18 protein-coding genes are annotated in these 16,121 nt (G+C 34.1%); 16 read left to right on the forward strand and 2 right to left on the reverse strand.

From position 1 onward, the window contains the following. Positions 1-6 precede the first annotated feature (6 nt). The 3 genes from OCV67_RS00765 to OCV67_RS00775 are packed head-to-tail and all read left to right on the forward strand — an operon-like array spanning position 7 to position 4,178. Complete coding sequence (locus OCV67_RS00765) at positions 7-1,170, forward strand: MORN repeat-containing protein (RefSeq protein WP_147641946.1); 1,164 nt, start codon at positions 7-9, stop codon at positions 1,168-1,170. Positions 1,171-1,202: 32 nt separating this feature from the next. Continuing rightward, complete coding sequence (locus OCV67_RS00770; protein ID WP_147641947.1) at positions 1,203-1,589, forward strand: DUF4280 domain-containing protein; 387 nt, start codon at positions 1,203-1,205, stop codon at positions 1,587-1,589. Positions 1,590-1,634: 45 nt separating this feature from the next. Beyond that, entirely contained in the window at positions 1,635-4,178 is a 2,544-nt protein-coding gene (locus OCV67_RS00775; RefSeq protein ID WP_147641948.1) for a HAMP domain-containing protein, read from the forward strand. Positions 4,179-4,233: 55 nt separating this feature from the next. On the opposite strand, the gene OCV67_RS00780 is transcribed toward OCV67_RS00775, so the two are convergent. Together OCV67_RS00780 and OCV67_RS00785 are read right to left on the reverse strand one after the other, a co-directional pair. Next, positions 4,234-5,394, reverse strand: coding sequence for a cation diffusion facilitator family transporter (locus OCV67_RS00780; RefSeq protein WP_147641949.1), 1,161 nt, complete (start codon positions 5,392-5,394; stop codon positions 4,234-4,236). A gap of 55 nt (positions 5,395-5,449) precedes the next feature. Then, the gene (locus OCV67_RS00785) at positions 5,450-8,011 is read right to left on the reverse strand and encodes a translation factor GTPase family protein (protein ID WP_147641950.1); all 2,562 of its coding nucleotides are present in this window, start codon (positions 8,009-8,011) and stop codon (positions 5,450-5,452) included. Between the two features lie 129 nt (positions 8,012-8,140). On the opposite strand from OCV67_RS00785, the gene OCV67_RS00790 reads away from it, so the two are divergent. The 13 genes from OCV67_RS00790 (at position 8,141) to xseB (ending at position 16,112) form a co-directional block, all read left to right on the forward strand. Further along, the gene (locus OCV67_RS00790; protein ID WP_147641951.1) at positions 8,141-9,061 is read left to right on the forward strand and encodes an ATPase, T2SS/T4P/T4SS family; all 921 of its coding nucleotides are present in this window, start codon (positions 8,141-8,143) and stop codon (positions 9,059-9,061) included. 14 nt (positions 9,062-9,075) lie between these two features. Further along, positions 9,076-9,579: a stage III sporulation protein AB gene (locus OCV67_RS00795; RefSeq protein ID WP_147641952.1), complete on the forward strand. Its 504-nt coding sequence runs from the start codon at positions 9,076-9,078 to the stop codon at positions 9,577-9,579. 10 nt (positions 9,580-9,589) lie between these two features. Further along, a complete protein-coding gene (gene spoIIIAC / locus OCV67_RS00800; RefSeq protein ID WP_147641953.1) occupies positions 9,590-9,784 on the forward strand; it encodes a stage III sporulation protein AC in 195 nt (64 codons plus the stop codon). Then, a complete protein-coding gene (locus OCV67_RS00805) occupies positions 9,781-10,173 on the forward strand; it encodes a SpoIIIAC/SpoIIIAD family protein (RefSeq protein ID WP_147641954.1) in 393 nt (130 codons plus the stop codon). The genes spoIIIAC and OCV67_RS00805 overlap by 4 nt, the downstream gene beginning before the upstream one ends. Continuing rightward, entirely contained in the window at positions 10,170-11,273 is a 1,104-nt protein-coding gene (locus OCV67_RS00810) for a stage III sporulation protein AE (RefSeq protein WP_147641955.1), read from the forward strand. Before OCV67_RS00805 ends, OCV67_RS00810 begins: the two co-directional genes overlap by 4 nt. A gap of 10 nt (positions 11,274-11,283) precedes the next feature. Continuing rightward, positions 11,284-11,742 (forward strand): hypothetical protein, encoded by a 459-nt coding sequence (locus tag OCV67_RS00815; RefSeq protein ID WP_147641956.1) that lies wholly within the window; start codon positions 11,284-11,286, stop codon positions 11,740-11,742. Beyond that, entirely contained in the window at positions 11,735-12,268 is a 534-nt protein-coding gene (locus OCV67_RS00820; RefSeq protein ID WP_147641957.1) for a hypothetical protein, read from the forward strand. Before OCV67_RS00815 ends, OCV67_RS00820 begins: the two co-directional genes overlap by 8 nt. 12 nt (positions 12,269-12,280) lie before the next feature. Next, a complete protein-coding gene (locus OCV67_RS00825; protein WP_147641958.1) occupies positions 12,281-12,895 on the forward strand; it encodes a SpoIIIAH-like family protein in 615 nt (204 codons plus the stop codon). 140 nt (positions 12,896-13,035) lie between these two features. Further along, on the forward strand, positions 13,036-13,374 hold the full coding sequence (locus OCV67_RS00830) for an Asp23/Gls24 family envelope stress response protein (protein WP_178084946.1): 339 nt from the start codon (positions 13,036-13,038) through the stop codon (positions 13,372-13,374). A gap of 30 nt (positions 13,375-13,404) precedes the next feature. Beyond that, on the forward strand, positions 13,405-13,821 hold the full coding sequence (gene nusB / locus OCV67_RS00835; protein WP_147641960.1) for a transcription antitermination factor NusB: 417 nt from the start codon (positions 13,405-13,407) through the stop codon (positions 13,819-13,821). After that, positions 13,814-14,758, forward strand: coding sequence for a tRNA (adenosine(37)-N6)-threonylcarbamoyltransferase complex transferase subunit TsaD (locus OCV67_RS00840; RefSeq protein ID WP_147641961.1), 945 nt, complete (start codon positions 13,814-13,816; stop codon positions 14,756-14,758). The genes nusB and OCV67_RS00840 overlap by 8 nt, the downstream gene beginning before the upstream one ends. Then, a complete protein-coding gene (gene xseA / locus OCV67_RS00845) occupies positions 14,752-15,945 on the forward strand; it encodes an exodeoxyribonuclease VII large subunit (protein WP_147641962.1) in 1,194 nt (397 codons plus the stop codon). The genes OCV67_RS00840 and xseA overlap by 7 nt, the downstream gene beginning before the upstream one ends. Next, on the forward strand, positions 15,945-16,112 hold the full coding sequence (xseB, locus tag OCV67_RS00850; protein ID WP_147641963.1) for an exodeoxyribonuclease VII small subunit: 168 nt from the start codon (positions 15,945-15,947) through the stop codon (positions 16,110-16,112). The genes xseA and xseB overlap by 1 nt, the downstream gene beginning before the upstream one ends. Positions 16,113-16,121 lie beyond the last annotated feature (9 nt).

Consider the following 16,121-nt stretch of genomic DNA (forward strand, 5'->3'; position numbering starts at 1 on the left):
TTATTTATGCCTGAAAATTTTATTGATGGATGCTTTGTGTATATACATAAAAAAAAGCTGATAATACTGCTGATTTTACTTTCCGCAGTATCAATTGGATTTTGTTTTGTAGTGTTACCGAAAATAATGGCTGATAAACCTAAAAAGATAATAGTAAACGAACCTGAAATGGAAGATTACAGCGGAAAAGCAGTTTTAATTTATAAAGATTCTGAAAATGTACTATATGAAGGAGATATGGTAGACGGTCATGCCGAAGGATTTGGTATGTTATATTCTGAAAACGGAAAATTAATATATGAAGGCGGATTTTCCGATGATATGTATTGCGGTCAAGGAAAATTGTATGCCGAAGACGGTTCCGTTATTTATATAGGTTTATTTGAAAATAATAAATATCATGGACATGGAACTTTATATAATATTTTGGGGGAAGTTTTATATACAGGCGGATTTTCCAACGGTGTATATGACGGTACCGGAGAACTTAGTTCAGCAGGTCTGGTTTATTCCGGACAATTCAAGGAGGGTTTACTAAGTGGAGAGGGAACTCTCAGTCAGGATAATAATTTGATTTACAAGGGCGGGTTTCAGAAAAACCTGTTTAACGGTTCTGGAATATTGTATGGAGATAATGGGGAAATAATTTACCGCGGAGGCTTTGAAGACGGAAAATACAGCGGTGACGGTGAGTTTTATAATAACAGTCAGCTTGTTTACAGAGGAAGTTTTTCAGAAGGAAATTATAATGGAGAAGGGGAAATATATTCAGGCAAAAATCTATTTTACCGAGGAAGTTTTGTTTCAGGCACAAGAACAGGAGAGGGGACAGAGTACGATGAAAACGGAAATATAGTATACAGCGGTAATTTTGAAAACGGAATATATAATGGCTCAGGTTCCTTGTATATAAACGGTATATTATTTTACACAGGAGATTTTGTAATGGGAAACAGAACCGGTCAGGGTAAGGAATTTGATTCAAATGGTCATTTAATTTATGAAGGAGGTTTTTTATGCGGATTATATGATGGAAACGGTACCTTATTTGACAGGGAAACCGGATATGTGGTATTTTCGGGAAATTTTCGTGATGGTAAAGCTCTTGAGTTGCCCGCAGAAACAACTCCTGTTATAAATGAGACGGTTACTGTAATTGCCAATAATTAAAAGCAATTATTATATAGCAAGAGGTGAAGTATATGGGTTTATTAGTATGTGCAGGAGCAATTTTGCAATGCAGCTTTGGCCAGTCTCCTATGCCGTTAATGGTTATTCCGCAGTCGGGCGTTACTAATATTATGCCGGCTGCAAATATAACAGATAACAAACCGATTATTAATATTCCTTCTTTTATCATGTGCAATTCTATGGCTAATCCTACGGTTGCCGCCGCAACAGCGACTGCTTTGGGCGTTCTTACACCTATGCCGTGTATGCCTGTAATATTATCTCCTTGGTTTCCGGGAAGCAATACTGTGTTGATAGGAGGACAGCCGGCGCTCAATAACTCGTCTCAGCTTCAATGTATGTGGGGAGGGTGCATTCAGATAAAATCCGCCGGACAATTTCAAATTATGGTATCATGAATTAATTTAAAGTGCATTTTTATATAATTCAGTGAAGGAGATATTATGTTAAAACGAATAATATTCGCTTTTTTCATAGCAGTCGCTTTTCCGTTAATTTATATACTGATTGGTCAGAAGCAGGATTGGACGGCTGATGATACTATTTCTGATGATAACCAAAACAATTATACATGTTTTCATAACAGCTCTGATATAATGATTGTCAAAACTGATAGCAATAGTGAAATTTGCGGAAAATGGATAACGCAGCATTCGTATGGTTATAATTTTACCAATGTAGAGGCTATGACCGCTTATGACGGAAATTTTTATTGTGTTCTTACGGAAATTAACTCAAAGAATTTCATGATAGTACAAAGGAAATGGCTGAAAATTGACTTTGAAAATAATACTGCCGATATTTTATATAATTTAAAATATAATGGAATTCAAAATGCATACAGTACTTCTCTCACTGTTTCAGATGGTCGGATGTACACTGTTTCCGCTTTACTTGAAGGAATACAGATTGTTGACGTATATAATAAAAGGCAGAAAATATTGAATCCCGGTATAGAAGCAATAGTTAATTATGCAGCTGCTCTTCCTGACGGAAGAATAATATTTACGGATATATTAAACAGAATTTACATAATGGATCAGGACGGCGATCCGGCTATGATTTATGAAACATCTCCAGGCAGTTTCAGTCAATGTACAGTAGACAATAACGGTTATTGCTATATTTATGATTTAAATAACGGATGGTTGGTAAGCAGCGACAATTATTATATAGGAAAAATCAATTTTATTAATTCAGATGTGTTTAAGGATTCGTTTACGTCATCGGTTTCAACTGGTTACAATAAGAATTTTATTATTTTCTGCGTAGTTGGTATAGCAGCAGGAGTAATTATATTTATAATTTTATCATTGAAACGTATATCAATTTTGCTGAAAATTTCTGGAATAATCGTATTGAGCCTTGGCATTGGAGGAATTATTTTATTTTTGTTTATTGATTCAATTATGGAAAAAGTTTATCTTCAAAGTAAACTTGACAGAGCAGTTATGTCTGCAAAAGTAATTGAGGCGAAAATTGATTTGGATCAATTTGCTGATATCAACTGGAATCATCCCGAACAAAATAAATATTTTTATGAGCTTTGCAGTTTTTTTGAATATACTGATGGAAATGATAAAATAAAAGCTGTAATTGATAATAATCATTCTTCAGAAATAATTTTAGATGATAATAATTATTGCTGTTTATATATTTTAGATAATAAAGGAATAAAATCTGGTATATGTGATGAACATCCGGTAAATATACCAATTGAAAATATTGAATCAGAAGAAATAGCAGACGTATACAAAAGCGTAGCAGCGGGAGAAAGTGAATCTATTATGTACGGAGCATATGCCGATGATTTTGAATGGGTTCTTGCAATTTCTCCGCTTAAGGATAAAAACGGTAAAATTATTGCTTTGATTGAAACAGGCATTTCTAAATATAATTATATGACTTCTTCAAAGAAAAATTTACTTAATATATTGTTTATAGTTACTGCAGTTGAAATTATGTTAGGCATTTTAATACTTGTAATAATTAGAATTACTTTATTTCCTTTAAAAAAACTTCATGAAGCAGTTGAAGCGGCAGGAAACGGTGATTTCAGCATTACTGTTAAAGCTAATGGAAGAGATGAAATTTCAGGTATAGCAAAGGCGTTTAATATTATGTCCTCTCAGATTAATAGTCATACGCAAAATTTAAGCAGTTTAAATGAAGCATATCTTCGATTTCTTCCATCAGGAATTATTACGACTATAGGAAAAAATTCAGTACTTTCTGTTTCAAGGGGCGATTACAGTAATATTTCAAGTTATATATTACATATAAACATTATCAACTTTACTGAACAGACAAAAAATATGACTAATGACGATATATTTATTTTCATCAATAATCTAAGTAAAGAGATAATGGAGAATATTATATATCATAAAGGCGTAATAGAAAGTTATAACCAGGAAGAATATATATGTATTTTTAACAATCCGGATTCTGCCTATGAATCGGGTATAAATCTTGTCAGACGTTTGCGCAGTATATATCCGTATTTGATGATTTCATTGGTTCTTGTTATGGATAGTATACTCCTTGGTATTGTAGGTCATGAAAAACGTTTAGGTACTATTATGCTTTCTAATGGTATAAGACTTTCTAAAAAACTTGGAAAAATAGGCGATGTTTGCGAAACTAAATTAATTGTAACTTCTGATATTAATTTTACTCGTCCACATCCGCAAAGGGTATTGGGTAAAATAAATTTTGACGGTAATAATTATGAATTTTTTGATTATTTTGAATGTGATGAAATAAATGTATATTTAAATAAATTGGAGGGACGTAAAAAATTTGAAGCAATGATTGAACTTTTTTACAGTAAAATGTGGTATGAATGCCGTAAAGCGGCATTATCGTATCTGGAAATTTACTGTAATGATAAAACAGCTATAAAATATTTATTTTTATGCGAACATAATATAAATAATCCTTCTGAAACAATTGGTATTGAAAGTATTTCAGACAATAATACCTGAGCCGAGTATAAAATACCCGCTGTATTTAAAAAATACAGCGGGTATTTTAAATTTTTTATGGTTTATCAAAAACAATTACTGTATAGTAATTGATATTTTCTTTTGACAATTGCATGTCGATCTTTTGTTTCAGCTCTTCGTTACTGTACTTGCATTCAAAAGGAACAACCAGATCAAAAATTAAATTAGTATGAGATTCACCGCTTACTATTCTGAAATCATGGAGGTCAAGCGAAGAATCAATTGAGTGTATAATATTATTTACTAATTTTTTACATTTATTAGTAAGCATGTCGTTTACTTCAATCGGATCCATATGAATAGTCATTAAAATATTAAGATTATTGTGTATTTCACGTTCAATACTGTCAACAATATCATGAACTTCCGTAAATGATTCATTGCTTTTAACTTCAACATGGCAGCTTCCGATCATATTTCCCGGACCATAGCTATGAATTATTAAATCATGAATGCCAATTATTTTATCATTTTTTAAAACATATTCTTTTATATGATTAATAATTTCAGGATCAGCCGGTTTGCCAAGAAGTTCGTCAACAGTATCCTTAACAATATCGTAACCGGATTTTAAAATAAATACCGATACTAAAAGACCCATAACTCCGTCCACAGGCAATGCTGTAAATAATGAGCATATCAATGCAATAAGTGTTGCAGATGTTGCTATTACGTCGCTTTTGCTGTCTTTTGCAGTTGCAGTCAATACCGAGGAATTAATTTTTTTACCTAATTCAGCATTAAAAACCGCCATCCATAGCTTTACAGCTATTGAAAAAACAAGTGAAATTAAAACAGCAAAGCTAAATCTTATTTCTACCGGATTTATAATCTTTTCTACAGAATTTTTTAAAAGCTCAATTCCTACAAATATTATCAGAGCTGCTATTATAAGAGAAGTCAGGTATTCCATTCTTCCATGACCAAACGGATGGTTTTTGTCAGCCGGTTTTGAAGCCATTTTATATCCCAGAAGAGTTACAAGGCATCCGGCACAGTCTGACAGGTTGTTAAATGCATCGGATACAATAGAAATAGAGTGAGATAAAGTTCCCATTGCATACTTGATAAGGAATAAAAGCACATTGCATATAATTCCGACAATACTGCTTAAGGTACCGTATTTTTGACGTATTTTTGGATTTTCTGTATTCTCTGAATTTTTTATAAATGTTTTAATCAGAAAATTTACCATAATAATAACCTCATGTTTTATTCATTAATATTTTATAGTCAACAAGTAATATTTGTTACAAAATAAAATCTCGTATTGCTTTTTCTACGGATTTTACTTCTTTTTGAAATTCAGATGCTGAAATTCTGAAAGCTCCGTTTCCCAGTATTATAATCTGTTCAAGATTATCAGATGTGGCGACTCTTACTCTATGCTTTTTTCCGATTTCATGGGTAACCTTTTCAATATACATATCGGCAGTTTCAGCTTCTTTAGTGTACACAACATTAATGTTATGTATTTTTTCAATGTTTCTTTGTCCGCCTTTTATTTTATATGCGTCAAATACTAGGATAAGCTCGCATTGTTTGAATCCCTGATAATTGCAAAGTATATTAATCAGCTGATTTCTTGCAAGATCCAAATTGTCTTTGGCAATTTCATTAAGTTCATCCCAAGCAAAAATTATATTATAGCCGTCTACAAGCAGATATTCCGGACCGGTCGGAATGGGCTTGGCATGATAATTATTATTGATTGAATTATTTTTTCTGACAGGTTTAAAAGAAGAATTTTTATCACGGCGTATTGGTCCATAGGTACGTTCAAATATTTCCATTAATTCTTTATCTTCAACAAGACGCTTCTGATAACTGTGAATATGATTCTGTGAAATATCTTCTTGTTGATAATTATGATTAAGACAGCTTTCAACATGCATATGCTGCGTTACTTCATTCCATTTAACAGTATATCCTGCACCATGAGAGCAGAAAACAGAATCAGCAGTATTTAAAATATCACTGTCGCAATTGTATCCGATTTCGGAAATGACTTCTTCCGTATTGTGACATGGTTCATATCCCTTAAGACTGTAAAATAATCTGCCTTTACCTTTAGTATATTCAAGAACTTCATTATGATAATCTCTCATTTCATAAGCCGGTACATTTCCTTCGATAACAGACATATCTCCTGATACTTCCGGCGAAGAAAAATTTCCGCACATTCTTTGAATATCTGATATGGCACGTCCGGTATTCTCAGAGGGTATTTCCAGACGGAATTTATACCACGGTTCAAGCAGAATACTTTTAGCTGAACGCAGTCCGTGTCTGACGGCTCTGTAAGTAGCCTGACGAAAATCTCCTCCTTCGGTATGCTTTAGGTGTGCTTTGCCGGCAGTTAAAGTAATTTTCATATCGGTTATGGGAGACCCTGTAAGTACTCCTATATGCTGCTTTTCTTTTAAATGAGTAAGAATAAGTCTTTGCCAATTTTTATTAAGTATTTCTTCACGGCAGTCAGCTGCGAATACAAGTCCGCTTCCTGGTTTACCTGGTTCCATAAGGAGATGTACTTCTGCATAGTGACGCAGCGGTTCATAATGGCCGACGCCTTCAACAGTATTTTCAATAGTTTCACGATATGCAATGCTTCCGTTGACGAATTCAACTTTCAGTCCGAATCTGTCATTTATAATGCTTTTTAATATTTCCAGCTGAATTTCACCCATAAGCTGAATATGAATTTCGTGGAGATGTTCATTCCAAATAACATGCAGCTGAGGATCTTCCTCTTCAAGACGGCGCAGTATATTCAGCCCCTTGTTAGTGTCAGGTTCTTCAGGCAGTAATAATTTATAAGTAAGAACCGGTTCAAGCAAAGGCGATTCAGAATCTGTTTCTGTTCCCAGACCTTCTCCGGAATATGTTTTGGTAAGTCCTGTTACAGCACAGACTGTTCCTGAATCAACTGTTTCAGCAGTCTGATATTTTTTGCCGGAATATATTCTTATCTGATTTATTTTTTCTTCTATTAAATTTCCGTTAAAATTATAATTAATAGTAGTTTTTACTCTAAGATTACCTCCGGTAACTTTTAAATGCGTAAGACGGTTTCCCTGTTCATCTTCTGATATTTTAAAAATTCTTGCGCCGAAATTACTGCCGTATGCTTTTTCACAGGTATATTTTTCCAGAATATCAATGAATTCATCAATGCCGTCCAGTTTAAGCGCTGAACTGAAAAAACATGGAAAAATATTTCTTTCAGAAATTGAACGGCTGATAGTTTCTGTACTTAGATTACCTGTTTCAAGATATTCCTGCAAAAGATTTTCATCATAAAGTGAAAGATTTTCTAAGAATTCTTCTGAATTTCTGTCAGTGTGAAAATTAATACAGCCGTCTGAAAAACGGCGTTTTATACTATTCATAATATAAGTTTCTGAAAATTTTGATATATCCATTTTATTTACAAAAATAAATGACGGAATCTTGTATTTTTGAAGAAGTTTCCAGAGTGTTTCTGTGTGGCTTTGTATTCCCTCAGAGCCGCTTATAACAAGTATTGCATAATCCAGGATCTGTAATGTACGTTCTGTTTCTGTAGAAAAATCGGCATGTCCGGGAGTATCCAATAAAGTAAATTCTGTATTTCCTATGTGAAAGACTGCCTGTTTGGAAAATATCGTGATACCTCTTTCACGTTCAAGGTCATGTGTGTCAAGAAAAGTATCTCTGTGATCAACGCGTCCCCATTTTCGGATTTCTCCTGTTTTGTAAAGTATTCCTTCAGAAAGCGTTGTTTTTCCGGAGTCGACATGTGCCAGAATTCCTAATACAAGTTTTTTCATTTTTTAATCCTTTAATATAATATTATAATAAAATTTTATCATAAATTTAAAATATATGCAACTTTTTTTGTTCTAAATATTTAAGGACATGCATAGGATTATAACAACAGAAAAAAGGACGTGATTAAAGTGACTGATATAAAAAATTTCAAAAAAGTACTGTTGTACATGCCTAAAGGAATTTCCAGCGCTATGAATAAGATTTCAACGGAAAATACCAGCCGTATTAATGAAATAAGACTTAGAATAAACAAACCTGTCAGTGTTTCATCGTACGGTAAAAATTATTTTGTTACCGAAAACGGAGGATTGACAACTCATAAAAGTCTGGGTATTGTTGTGCAGAAAAATGATATAAATGAATGCTTCAGAGCGATATGCGATTATTCGCTGCATAGTTATACAAAGGAAATTTCAGAGGGATTTATTACTCTGGAAGGCGGAAATCGAGTAGGGATATCCGGTACGGCAGTATTAAATGGAAATTACGTTGAAACTTTAAAATATATTAACGGAATTAATTTCAGAATATCCGGACAGGTTTTCGGATGCAGTGAAAAAATATGTGAAAGATTATATGATGTGAAACCTGTGAGTCTTTTAATTATCGGACCGCCTCTCAGCGGAAAAACAACTATCTTGAAAGATATGTGCCGTATACTTGGAGAAAAGTATAAAATTTCAGTTATAGATGAACGAAGTGAAATTGCGGCCGTATATCATGGAGAGGCTAAGAACGATATAGGTACGTTTACAGACATTTTTGATGGGTACCCGAAGGGCGAAGGCATAACTTCTGCGGTAAGAGTTATGTCTCCGGAAATTGTTATCTGTGATGAGATAGGAGGGAAGAGAGATTGCAACGCTATACTGGATTCTGTAAATTCGGGAGTCAAATTTATTGCGACAGTACATGGAAGTTCAGTTGAAGAGGTCTTGAAACGCAGAAATATTGCAGATCTTATTTCAAATGAAATATTTCAATATGGAGTTTTGCTTGGCTCCGGAAGCAGAATAGGCGAAGTTATGGAAATAAAAAAAATAGTATAGGAGGAATTTCAACTATGATTCGTATTGCCGGAACGCTTTTGATTTTTTTGACTTCAGCGGCTGTTGGAATATTCTTATCCAATAGTATAAAAAACAAAAAAGAGAGACTTATCAAGGAAAGAAAGATGCTAGAAGAAATATCCATTATGATAAGATTTAACTCTTTTACTCTGAAAGAGATAATTTTTGAATTAGAAAATGCTGGGTTATATAATGATTTCAAATTTTTAAATAAGCTTACGATAATACTCAAAAATGTAGTTTCATTTCCTGTGGCTTGGGAGCAAGCAGTAAAAGAGGATGATATTCTTTCTGAAAGTGAAAAAAAGTTATTAACGGAAATAGGATATAGTCTTGGAACTTCCGATATTGACGGACAGCTTTCTACTCTTAATATTTATAAAGCCAGATTAGATGAGCTGATTGAAGAAGAATCGGAAAAATACAGGATAAAGGGGAAGATGTACCGATCGCTTGGAGTTATGTTTGGTGCAATGATAGGAATTTTAATTGTTTAGGAGAAAACAAATGGATGTTGATCTGATTTTTAAAATTGCGGGAATAGGAATTATAGTTGCGGTTCTGAATCTTGTTCTGAAACGTGCTGAGAGGGAAGAACAGGCAATGATGACCACTCTTGCCGGACTTATAGTCGTTTTAATGATGATTATAAGCAGTATAAGCGATTTGTTTGATACAGTAAAATCGGTGTTCGGGCTATGACGGCGGGCGTTGTTTCGGTGTGCGGTCTATGTATTTGCGCATCGCTTATCTGTAAAATAACTGAAAAGTATTCAAAAGAGCAGGCAATGCTTTTGGTATTAGGTGTATGCATTTTTGTATTTTTGATACTGATGTCAAATATTCCTGATATTTTTTCAAAAATAGATGAACTTATAAATCGATCCGAATTAAACGGAGAATATATAAAAATCGTATTTAAAGCGCTGGGAATATGCTATCTTACACAATTTTCGGCAGATATATGCAGGGACTGCAATGAAAATGCCATTGCGTCAGCAGTAGAAATATCAGGAAAAATTCAGCTTATTATTTTGGCTCTGCCTTTATTTGATTTGCTCATAGATACTGTAATGGTGATAATGGAATGAAAAAGTTAATTTTGATAATTATTATGTTTTTTTCTTTTTGTATACCCGTATGCGCATCTGACAGTGAGGATGAATTATTAAAGGCAAGCGGTGCGGAGAACCTGAGCGTAGGGGATATACTGGAAGAGAATGGTATAAGTTTTGAAGATCCTCAAAGTATATTAAGCCTTAAGCCATCAAAAATATGGGAGATTATAAAAGACATAATTGAAAGTAAAATATCTCAGCCTTTAAAACTTTTTGTATCGTTACTGTTAGTTATAATACTTACCGCACTTATTGAGGGTACGGGGAATACAATCAGAAATAAGGAAATTTCAAAAATTTACGAATTGATTTGCGTACTTGTTTGCGTTGCGGCGTTGTCTGTTCCTGTTTGTACTTGTTTGGAGATCGCTTCTGAATCGCTTTCTCAGGGAGCAGATTTTATGCTCGGATTTGTTCCTGTTTTTGCCGGAGTAGCGGCAGCAGGCGGACATATTACCTCTGCTTCAGGATATAATATGCTGGTGCTTGGTTTTTCTGATATTGCTATTCAGATAGCAGGCAATTTTTTTATGCCGGTATTAAGTATGTGCATCTGCCTTGCGATTGTTGATGCGGCTTGTGATACGATTGATTTAAGCGGTATGTTAAACGGTATAAAAAAAATCGTAACATGGGGACTTGGACTTATAATGGCAATTTTTACAGGTCTTTTATCTATACAAAGTATCGTCGGTTCGTCGGCTGATACAATGACCACAAAAGCGGCAAAATATGTTATTTCAAACAGCGTACCTGTTGTGGGAGGGGCTGCGTCAGATGCGTATACGACGGTAAGAGGCAGTTTAGTACTTTTAAAAAACGGTATAGGAGGCGTGGGAATAATTGCTTTGGCGGTAATGCTTCTGCCGTCTTTAATATTGATTTTTTTAAATAAGCTTTCATTTTCGGCTCTTGGTGCGGCAGCAGAAATTTTTGGAGCCAAAAAAATTGTTCAGCTTTTTAAAAATATAAATTCAGTATTATCTGCGGCGTTAGGTATAATGGTTTGCTTTACGCTTATGTTTATTATATCTACAGCAATAATTATGATGGTGTGTACTAATATTTCATGAGGTGAAATTAATGGAATTAATGAAAAAAATAATATTATCTGCATGTTTTTTAAGCGTGATCATAACAATTGCGGATTCAATAAAACCCGGTGAAAAATTTACTCAGCAGCTGAAAATGATTTTTTCTCTTGTTTTTATAACGGGAATTCTGTCAGCAGCTTTGAAAGGAGATTTTGCTTTTGATATTCCAGCGTTTGCGGATTTGGAATATTCTGAAGATTACAATAACGTTGAAAATGCGGCGGATAATATTTTGAAAGAAGAGACAGAAAGTAAGATAGATGCATATATTGAGGACATTTTATTAGAAAATGAAGTAACTTTTGATAAAATTTCTTCAGATGTTAATATTGATGAAAATAACAGCATAAATATTAATAGGATTGATTATAAAGGAACTGAATTTGAACAAGCCCGTAATATCATTATTGAAAATTTCGGGGATGTGGAGGTGAAAAAGATTGAATAAAATAAATGAATTCATTTCAAAACTAAAAAAAGGAGGGAATATTAAAATTGTTGTTTTTATGGGACTTGCAGGAATACTTCTGATAATGTTTTCAGAACTTTTTTTCAGTAATGATAATAAACAGAAAGAAAACAGTATAAAATCAGAAAATATTAGCGGAAATTATGAAAATTATGCACATGATATGGAAAATCAGTTGAAAAGAATTTTAGAAAAAATAGATGGAGTAGGAAAAGCTGACGTTATGGTTACTGTAGTAGGAACAGAGGAGTACATATATGCGGAAGAAGAAAAAATAAAAACCGGTGAAAATGATTCGTCTGAAGAAAAACAGTATGTTATTATCGGTTCAAACGGTGATAAACAGGCATTGCTGAAAAAAATTGTCAGCCCTGAAATCAGCGGTGTTGTAATAATATGTGAAGGAGGGGACAGCAATATTATCAAAGAAAGAGTATACAACACCATATCAGCCGTGTTAAATATATCGTCACAGAAAATATATGTGACTAAATCAAGTGAATAAGGAGAGCTTTATATGAAAAAACCATCTTTTATTATCGGTAAAAAACAAATAATTTTAACATGCATGACGCTCATGCTTGGTATCGCAGTTTACGTTAATTATGCTTTGACTGATAAAGAAGTACCCGTTAAAAAATCAGTATCAGTCAACGCAGACATTTCGGCTTCAGAAAGTTCGGTGAATACTGCCGAAAGTAGTACACCGGCTGAAAATGAAGATTCTGTTGATGCAGATGCTGAAAACTACGGTGAAAGTGAATTTGTTAATGGTGAAACCTCAGAAGATTTTTTTGCACAGGCTAGACTTGAAAAAATGACAAATCGTGATGAAGCGGTTCAGACTTTACAGGCAATAATGGGCGGCGGAGATATTACTGAGGATGAAATGGTAACAAATGCTCTTGAAGCTGTCGAAGTTTCAAAACTGATTGAAAGCGAAGGTAAGATAGAGTCTTTAATTAAGGCTCAGGGAATGGAAGACTGCGTCGTTTATCTTGACGGTAAAAGCGCCAAGGTAGTGGTAAAAACACAAGGACTTGACAAAGCTCAGGCAGCAGCGATAAAAGACATTATATTAGGAGAAGTTACTGTTCCGGCGGAAAATATACGGGTTTTTGAAGTTAAATAATAATTAAATTATTTGATTATGAAAATAAGGAGTTGTTTATTCTGAAATTTGTGGTATAATGTATATATGAGAAATTGCAAGCTGGCGGAAAAAATATAATTTTTTTCCGTCGGTCTTGCTGAATAATGATTTATTCACCAATGAAAGGAAAAGAAATGAATAACGATTTCAATAATTGTTCAGGAACATTAAAGGTTTCGGAAAATGTGATTACTGAAATAGCTGTAAATGCTGTAAGTGAAACGGACGGAGTAGCTCTATACAACTCTTTAAAATCATTCGGATTAGGAAATCAGCCTCCGGTAACTGTAAAAATTACTGACGGTTCAGCTGAAATTACTGTATTGCTCGGTATTAAATATGGTTATAAGGCACAGGTATGTGCGGAAAATGTTCAGGAAAGTATTAAATCAAGCGTTCAGGATATGACGGGAATAATGGTTTCAAAGGTTAATGTGAAAATAATTTCATTACTATGAAATACGGATTATAAAAAACGGAGGTATGAAATGACAAGAAGAGAAATAAGAAACTGTGCGTTTATATTGATTTATGAAAAGCTTCTGCGAGATGATCCTATACAAGAATTATATGAAACAGCAGATGAAATAGAGGAAATAACTGTTAATGACAGTGTGAAAATACTGGTTGAAAGCGTCTTGGAAAAAGCAGAAGAACTGGATGGTAAAATTTCAAATTACAGTACCACAAGAAGCTTAACAAGAATCCCCAAAATAAATCTTGCAATTTTAAGAATAGCATTTTATGAAATTTTATATGATGATTTAACTCCTGTAAACGCTGCAATCAATGAAGCAGTACTTCTATCTCAAGCCTATTCGTATAAAGAAGATACTGCATTTATAAACGGCGTTTTAAGTTCGTTTGCTAAATCGCTTTCACAGGAGACGCCTGCTAATGTCTGAATTTTTGGGTATTGATACCAGTAATTACACTACTTCGGCGGCAATTTACGATGATGAGAAAAATAAAGCGGTTCAGGAAAAAATGCTGCTTCCGGTAAAGTCAGGAGAGTGCGGACTGCGCCAAAGCGACGCAGTGTTCCATCATACTAAACAAATTTCAAGCGTACTGGAAAGCCTGCTGAAAAATAGTGAAACGTTTAAAGCGATCGGAGTTTCGGACAGACCAAGAAATTTTGACGGTTCATACATGCCTTGTTTTCTTGTTGGCAAGAATGCTGCTGAAATTATTTCATATACAGCGAAAACAGACGTTTTTTATACGTCTCATCAGATCGGTCATATTGCAGCCGCATTGTTTTCATGCGGTAAATTGCCGCTGATGAATGAAAGATTTCTTGCTTTTCATGTAAGCGGAGGAACAACAGATTGTCTTTTATGCACTCCGGATGAAAATGAAATCATAAATGCTCAATTGTTTTCAAGTTCCCTTGATTTAAAAGCAGGACAGGCTATTGACAGAATCGGAGTTATGATGGGAATGAATTTTCCGTGCGGAAAACAACTTGAAAAACTGGCTTCTTACAGCAATGAAAATTTTAAAATAAACGTTAAACTGAAAAATAATGACTGCTGCTTATCAGGTCTGGAAAATCAGTGCCGTAAAATGTTTGAATCGGGCGTCCCTCAAGCTGATGTTGCAAAGTATTGCCTTACTTTTATAGGCAAAACTATAAAGAAAATGACAGCCGCTGCTTTTGCAGAGCTTGGTGAAATGCCTGTTGTATATGCCGGCGGAGTTATGTCTGATATGTATATAAAAGAAATGCTTGAAAATAATGAAACTTATTTTGCACAACCGGAATTTTCATGTGATAACGCAGTAGGAACTGCGGTTATCGCTTCAGAAAAATATAAAAGGAAATACAGAAAATGCTGATTTTATCCGTAACACAGATTAACAGGTACATATCCTTTAAATTTAAGGATGATAAAAAGCTTAGCGGCGTAATGATAAAAGGCGAGATATCAAATTTTACTGCTCATCGGTCGGGACATTTTTATTTTACTCTAAAAGATAAAGAAAGTTCAATTAAAGCGGTAATGTTTAAAAGTCATGCCGTAAATGTAAAATTCATGCCAGAAAACGGAATGAATGTTATTGCTATGGGAAATATTTCCGTGTTTGAAAGGGATGGTATATATCAGGTTTATGTTACTGATATTGTGCCGGATGGTATAGGTTCAGTTTATGTGGCTTCTGAACAACTCAAGGCTAAGCTTCAGAAAGAAGGGATATTTGACCAGTCTGCAAAAAGACCGATACCGCAAATGCCGGTAAAGATAGGAGTAGTTACTTCTAAAACCGGTGCGGCATTGCAGGATATTATAAATATACTTTCAAGACGTTATCCTATTGGAGAACTGGTTCTTGTTCCGGCGTTAGTTCAAGGGGAAGGTGCGGCAGATTCTATAAGTAAGGCACTCATACAAGCCGGAAAGTTTGATTGTGACGTTATAATTCTTGCAAGAGGCGGAGGTTCACTGGAGGATCTGACGCCGTTTAATACTGAAAAAGTAGCGTACGCTGTTTATAACAGCAGTGTTCCTGTAATATCGGCAGTTGGTCATGAAACAGACGTTACAATAGCCGACCTTGCTGCCGATCTCAGAGCTCCGACTCCTTCTGCAGCGGCAGAGGTAGTATCGGTTTCTAAAGAACAGCTTAACGGTAATCTTAATTATTATAATGAGAAATTGAAAAATTTAATCAGAATTAAGCTTAATAATGCTGAAGCTTCTCTTGAACGTCTGACTGAACGGCTTATAAGATTTTCACCTCAATTTAAAATTGAAAATAATATCCGTAAATTTGACGATTTGCAGAAGCGTCTGGATTTTGCCTTTATTAAAATAATTTCGGATTATGAAAATAAATATATTTCCCGTATTTCCCAAATGGAAGCTTTAAGTCCTATAAAAGTACTTAAACGGGGATATTCATTGATTTATAAGAATAGTAATATTATTAGTAATATATCAAAGCTTGAATGCGGTGATATAATTGAAATAAAAATGTCTGACGGAACAGTCAAGGCGAAGATAATAACAGAGGAGGATATCTGATGTCATTTGAAGAAAATTTAACGGAACTGGCAGAAATAGTTGCAAGTCTTGAAAAAGGCGATTTATCCTTGGAAAAATCTGTTGAAATGTATGAAAAAGGACTGCTTATTTCGGAGAATTGTAAAAAAGAACTTGATTCGGCGAAGCTTAAAATAACAGAGCATTAATTTTGGATT

Origin of the sequence: Porcipelethomonas ammoniilytica (assembly GCF_025567485.1) — a bacterium.
GTDB lineage: Bacteria > Bacillota > Clostridia > Oscillospirales > Ruminococcaceae > Porcipelethomonas > Porcipelethomonas ammoniilytica.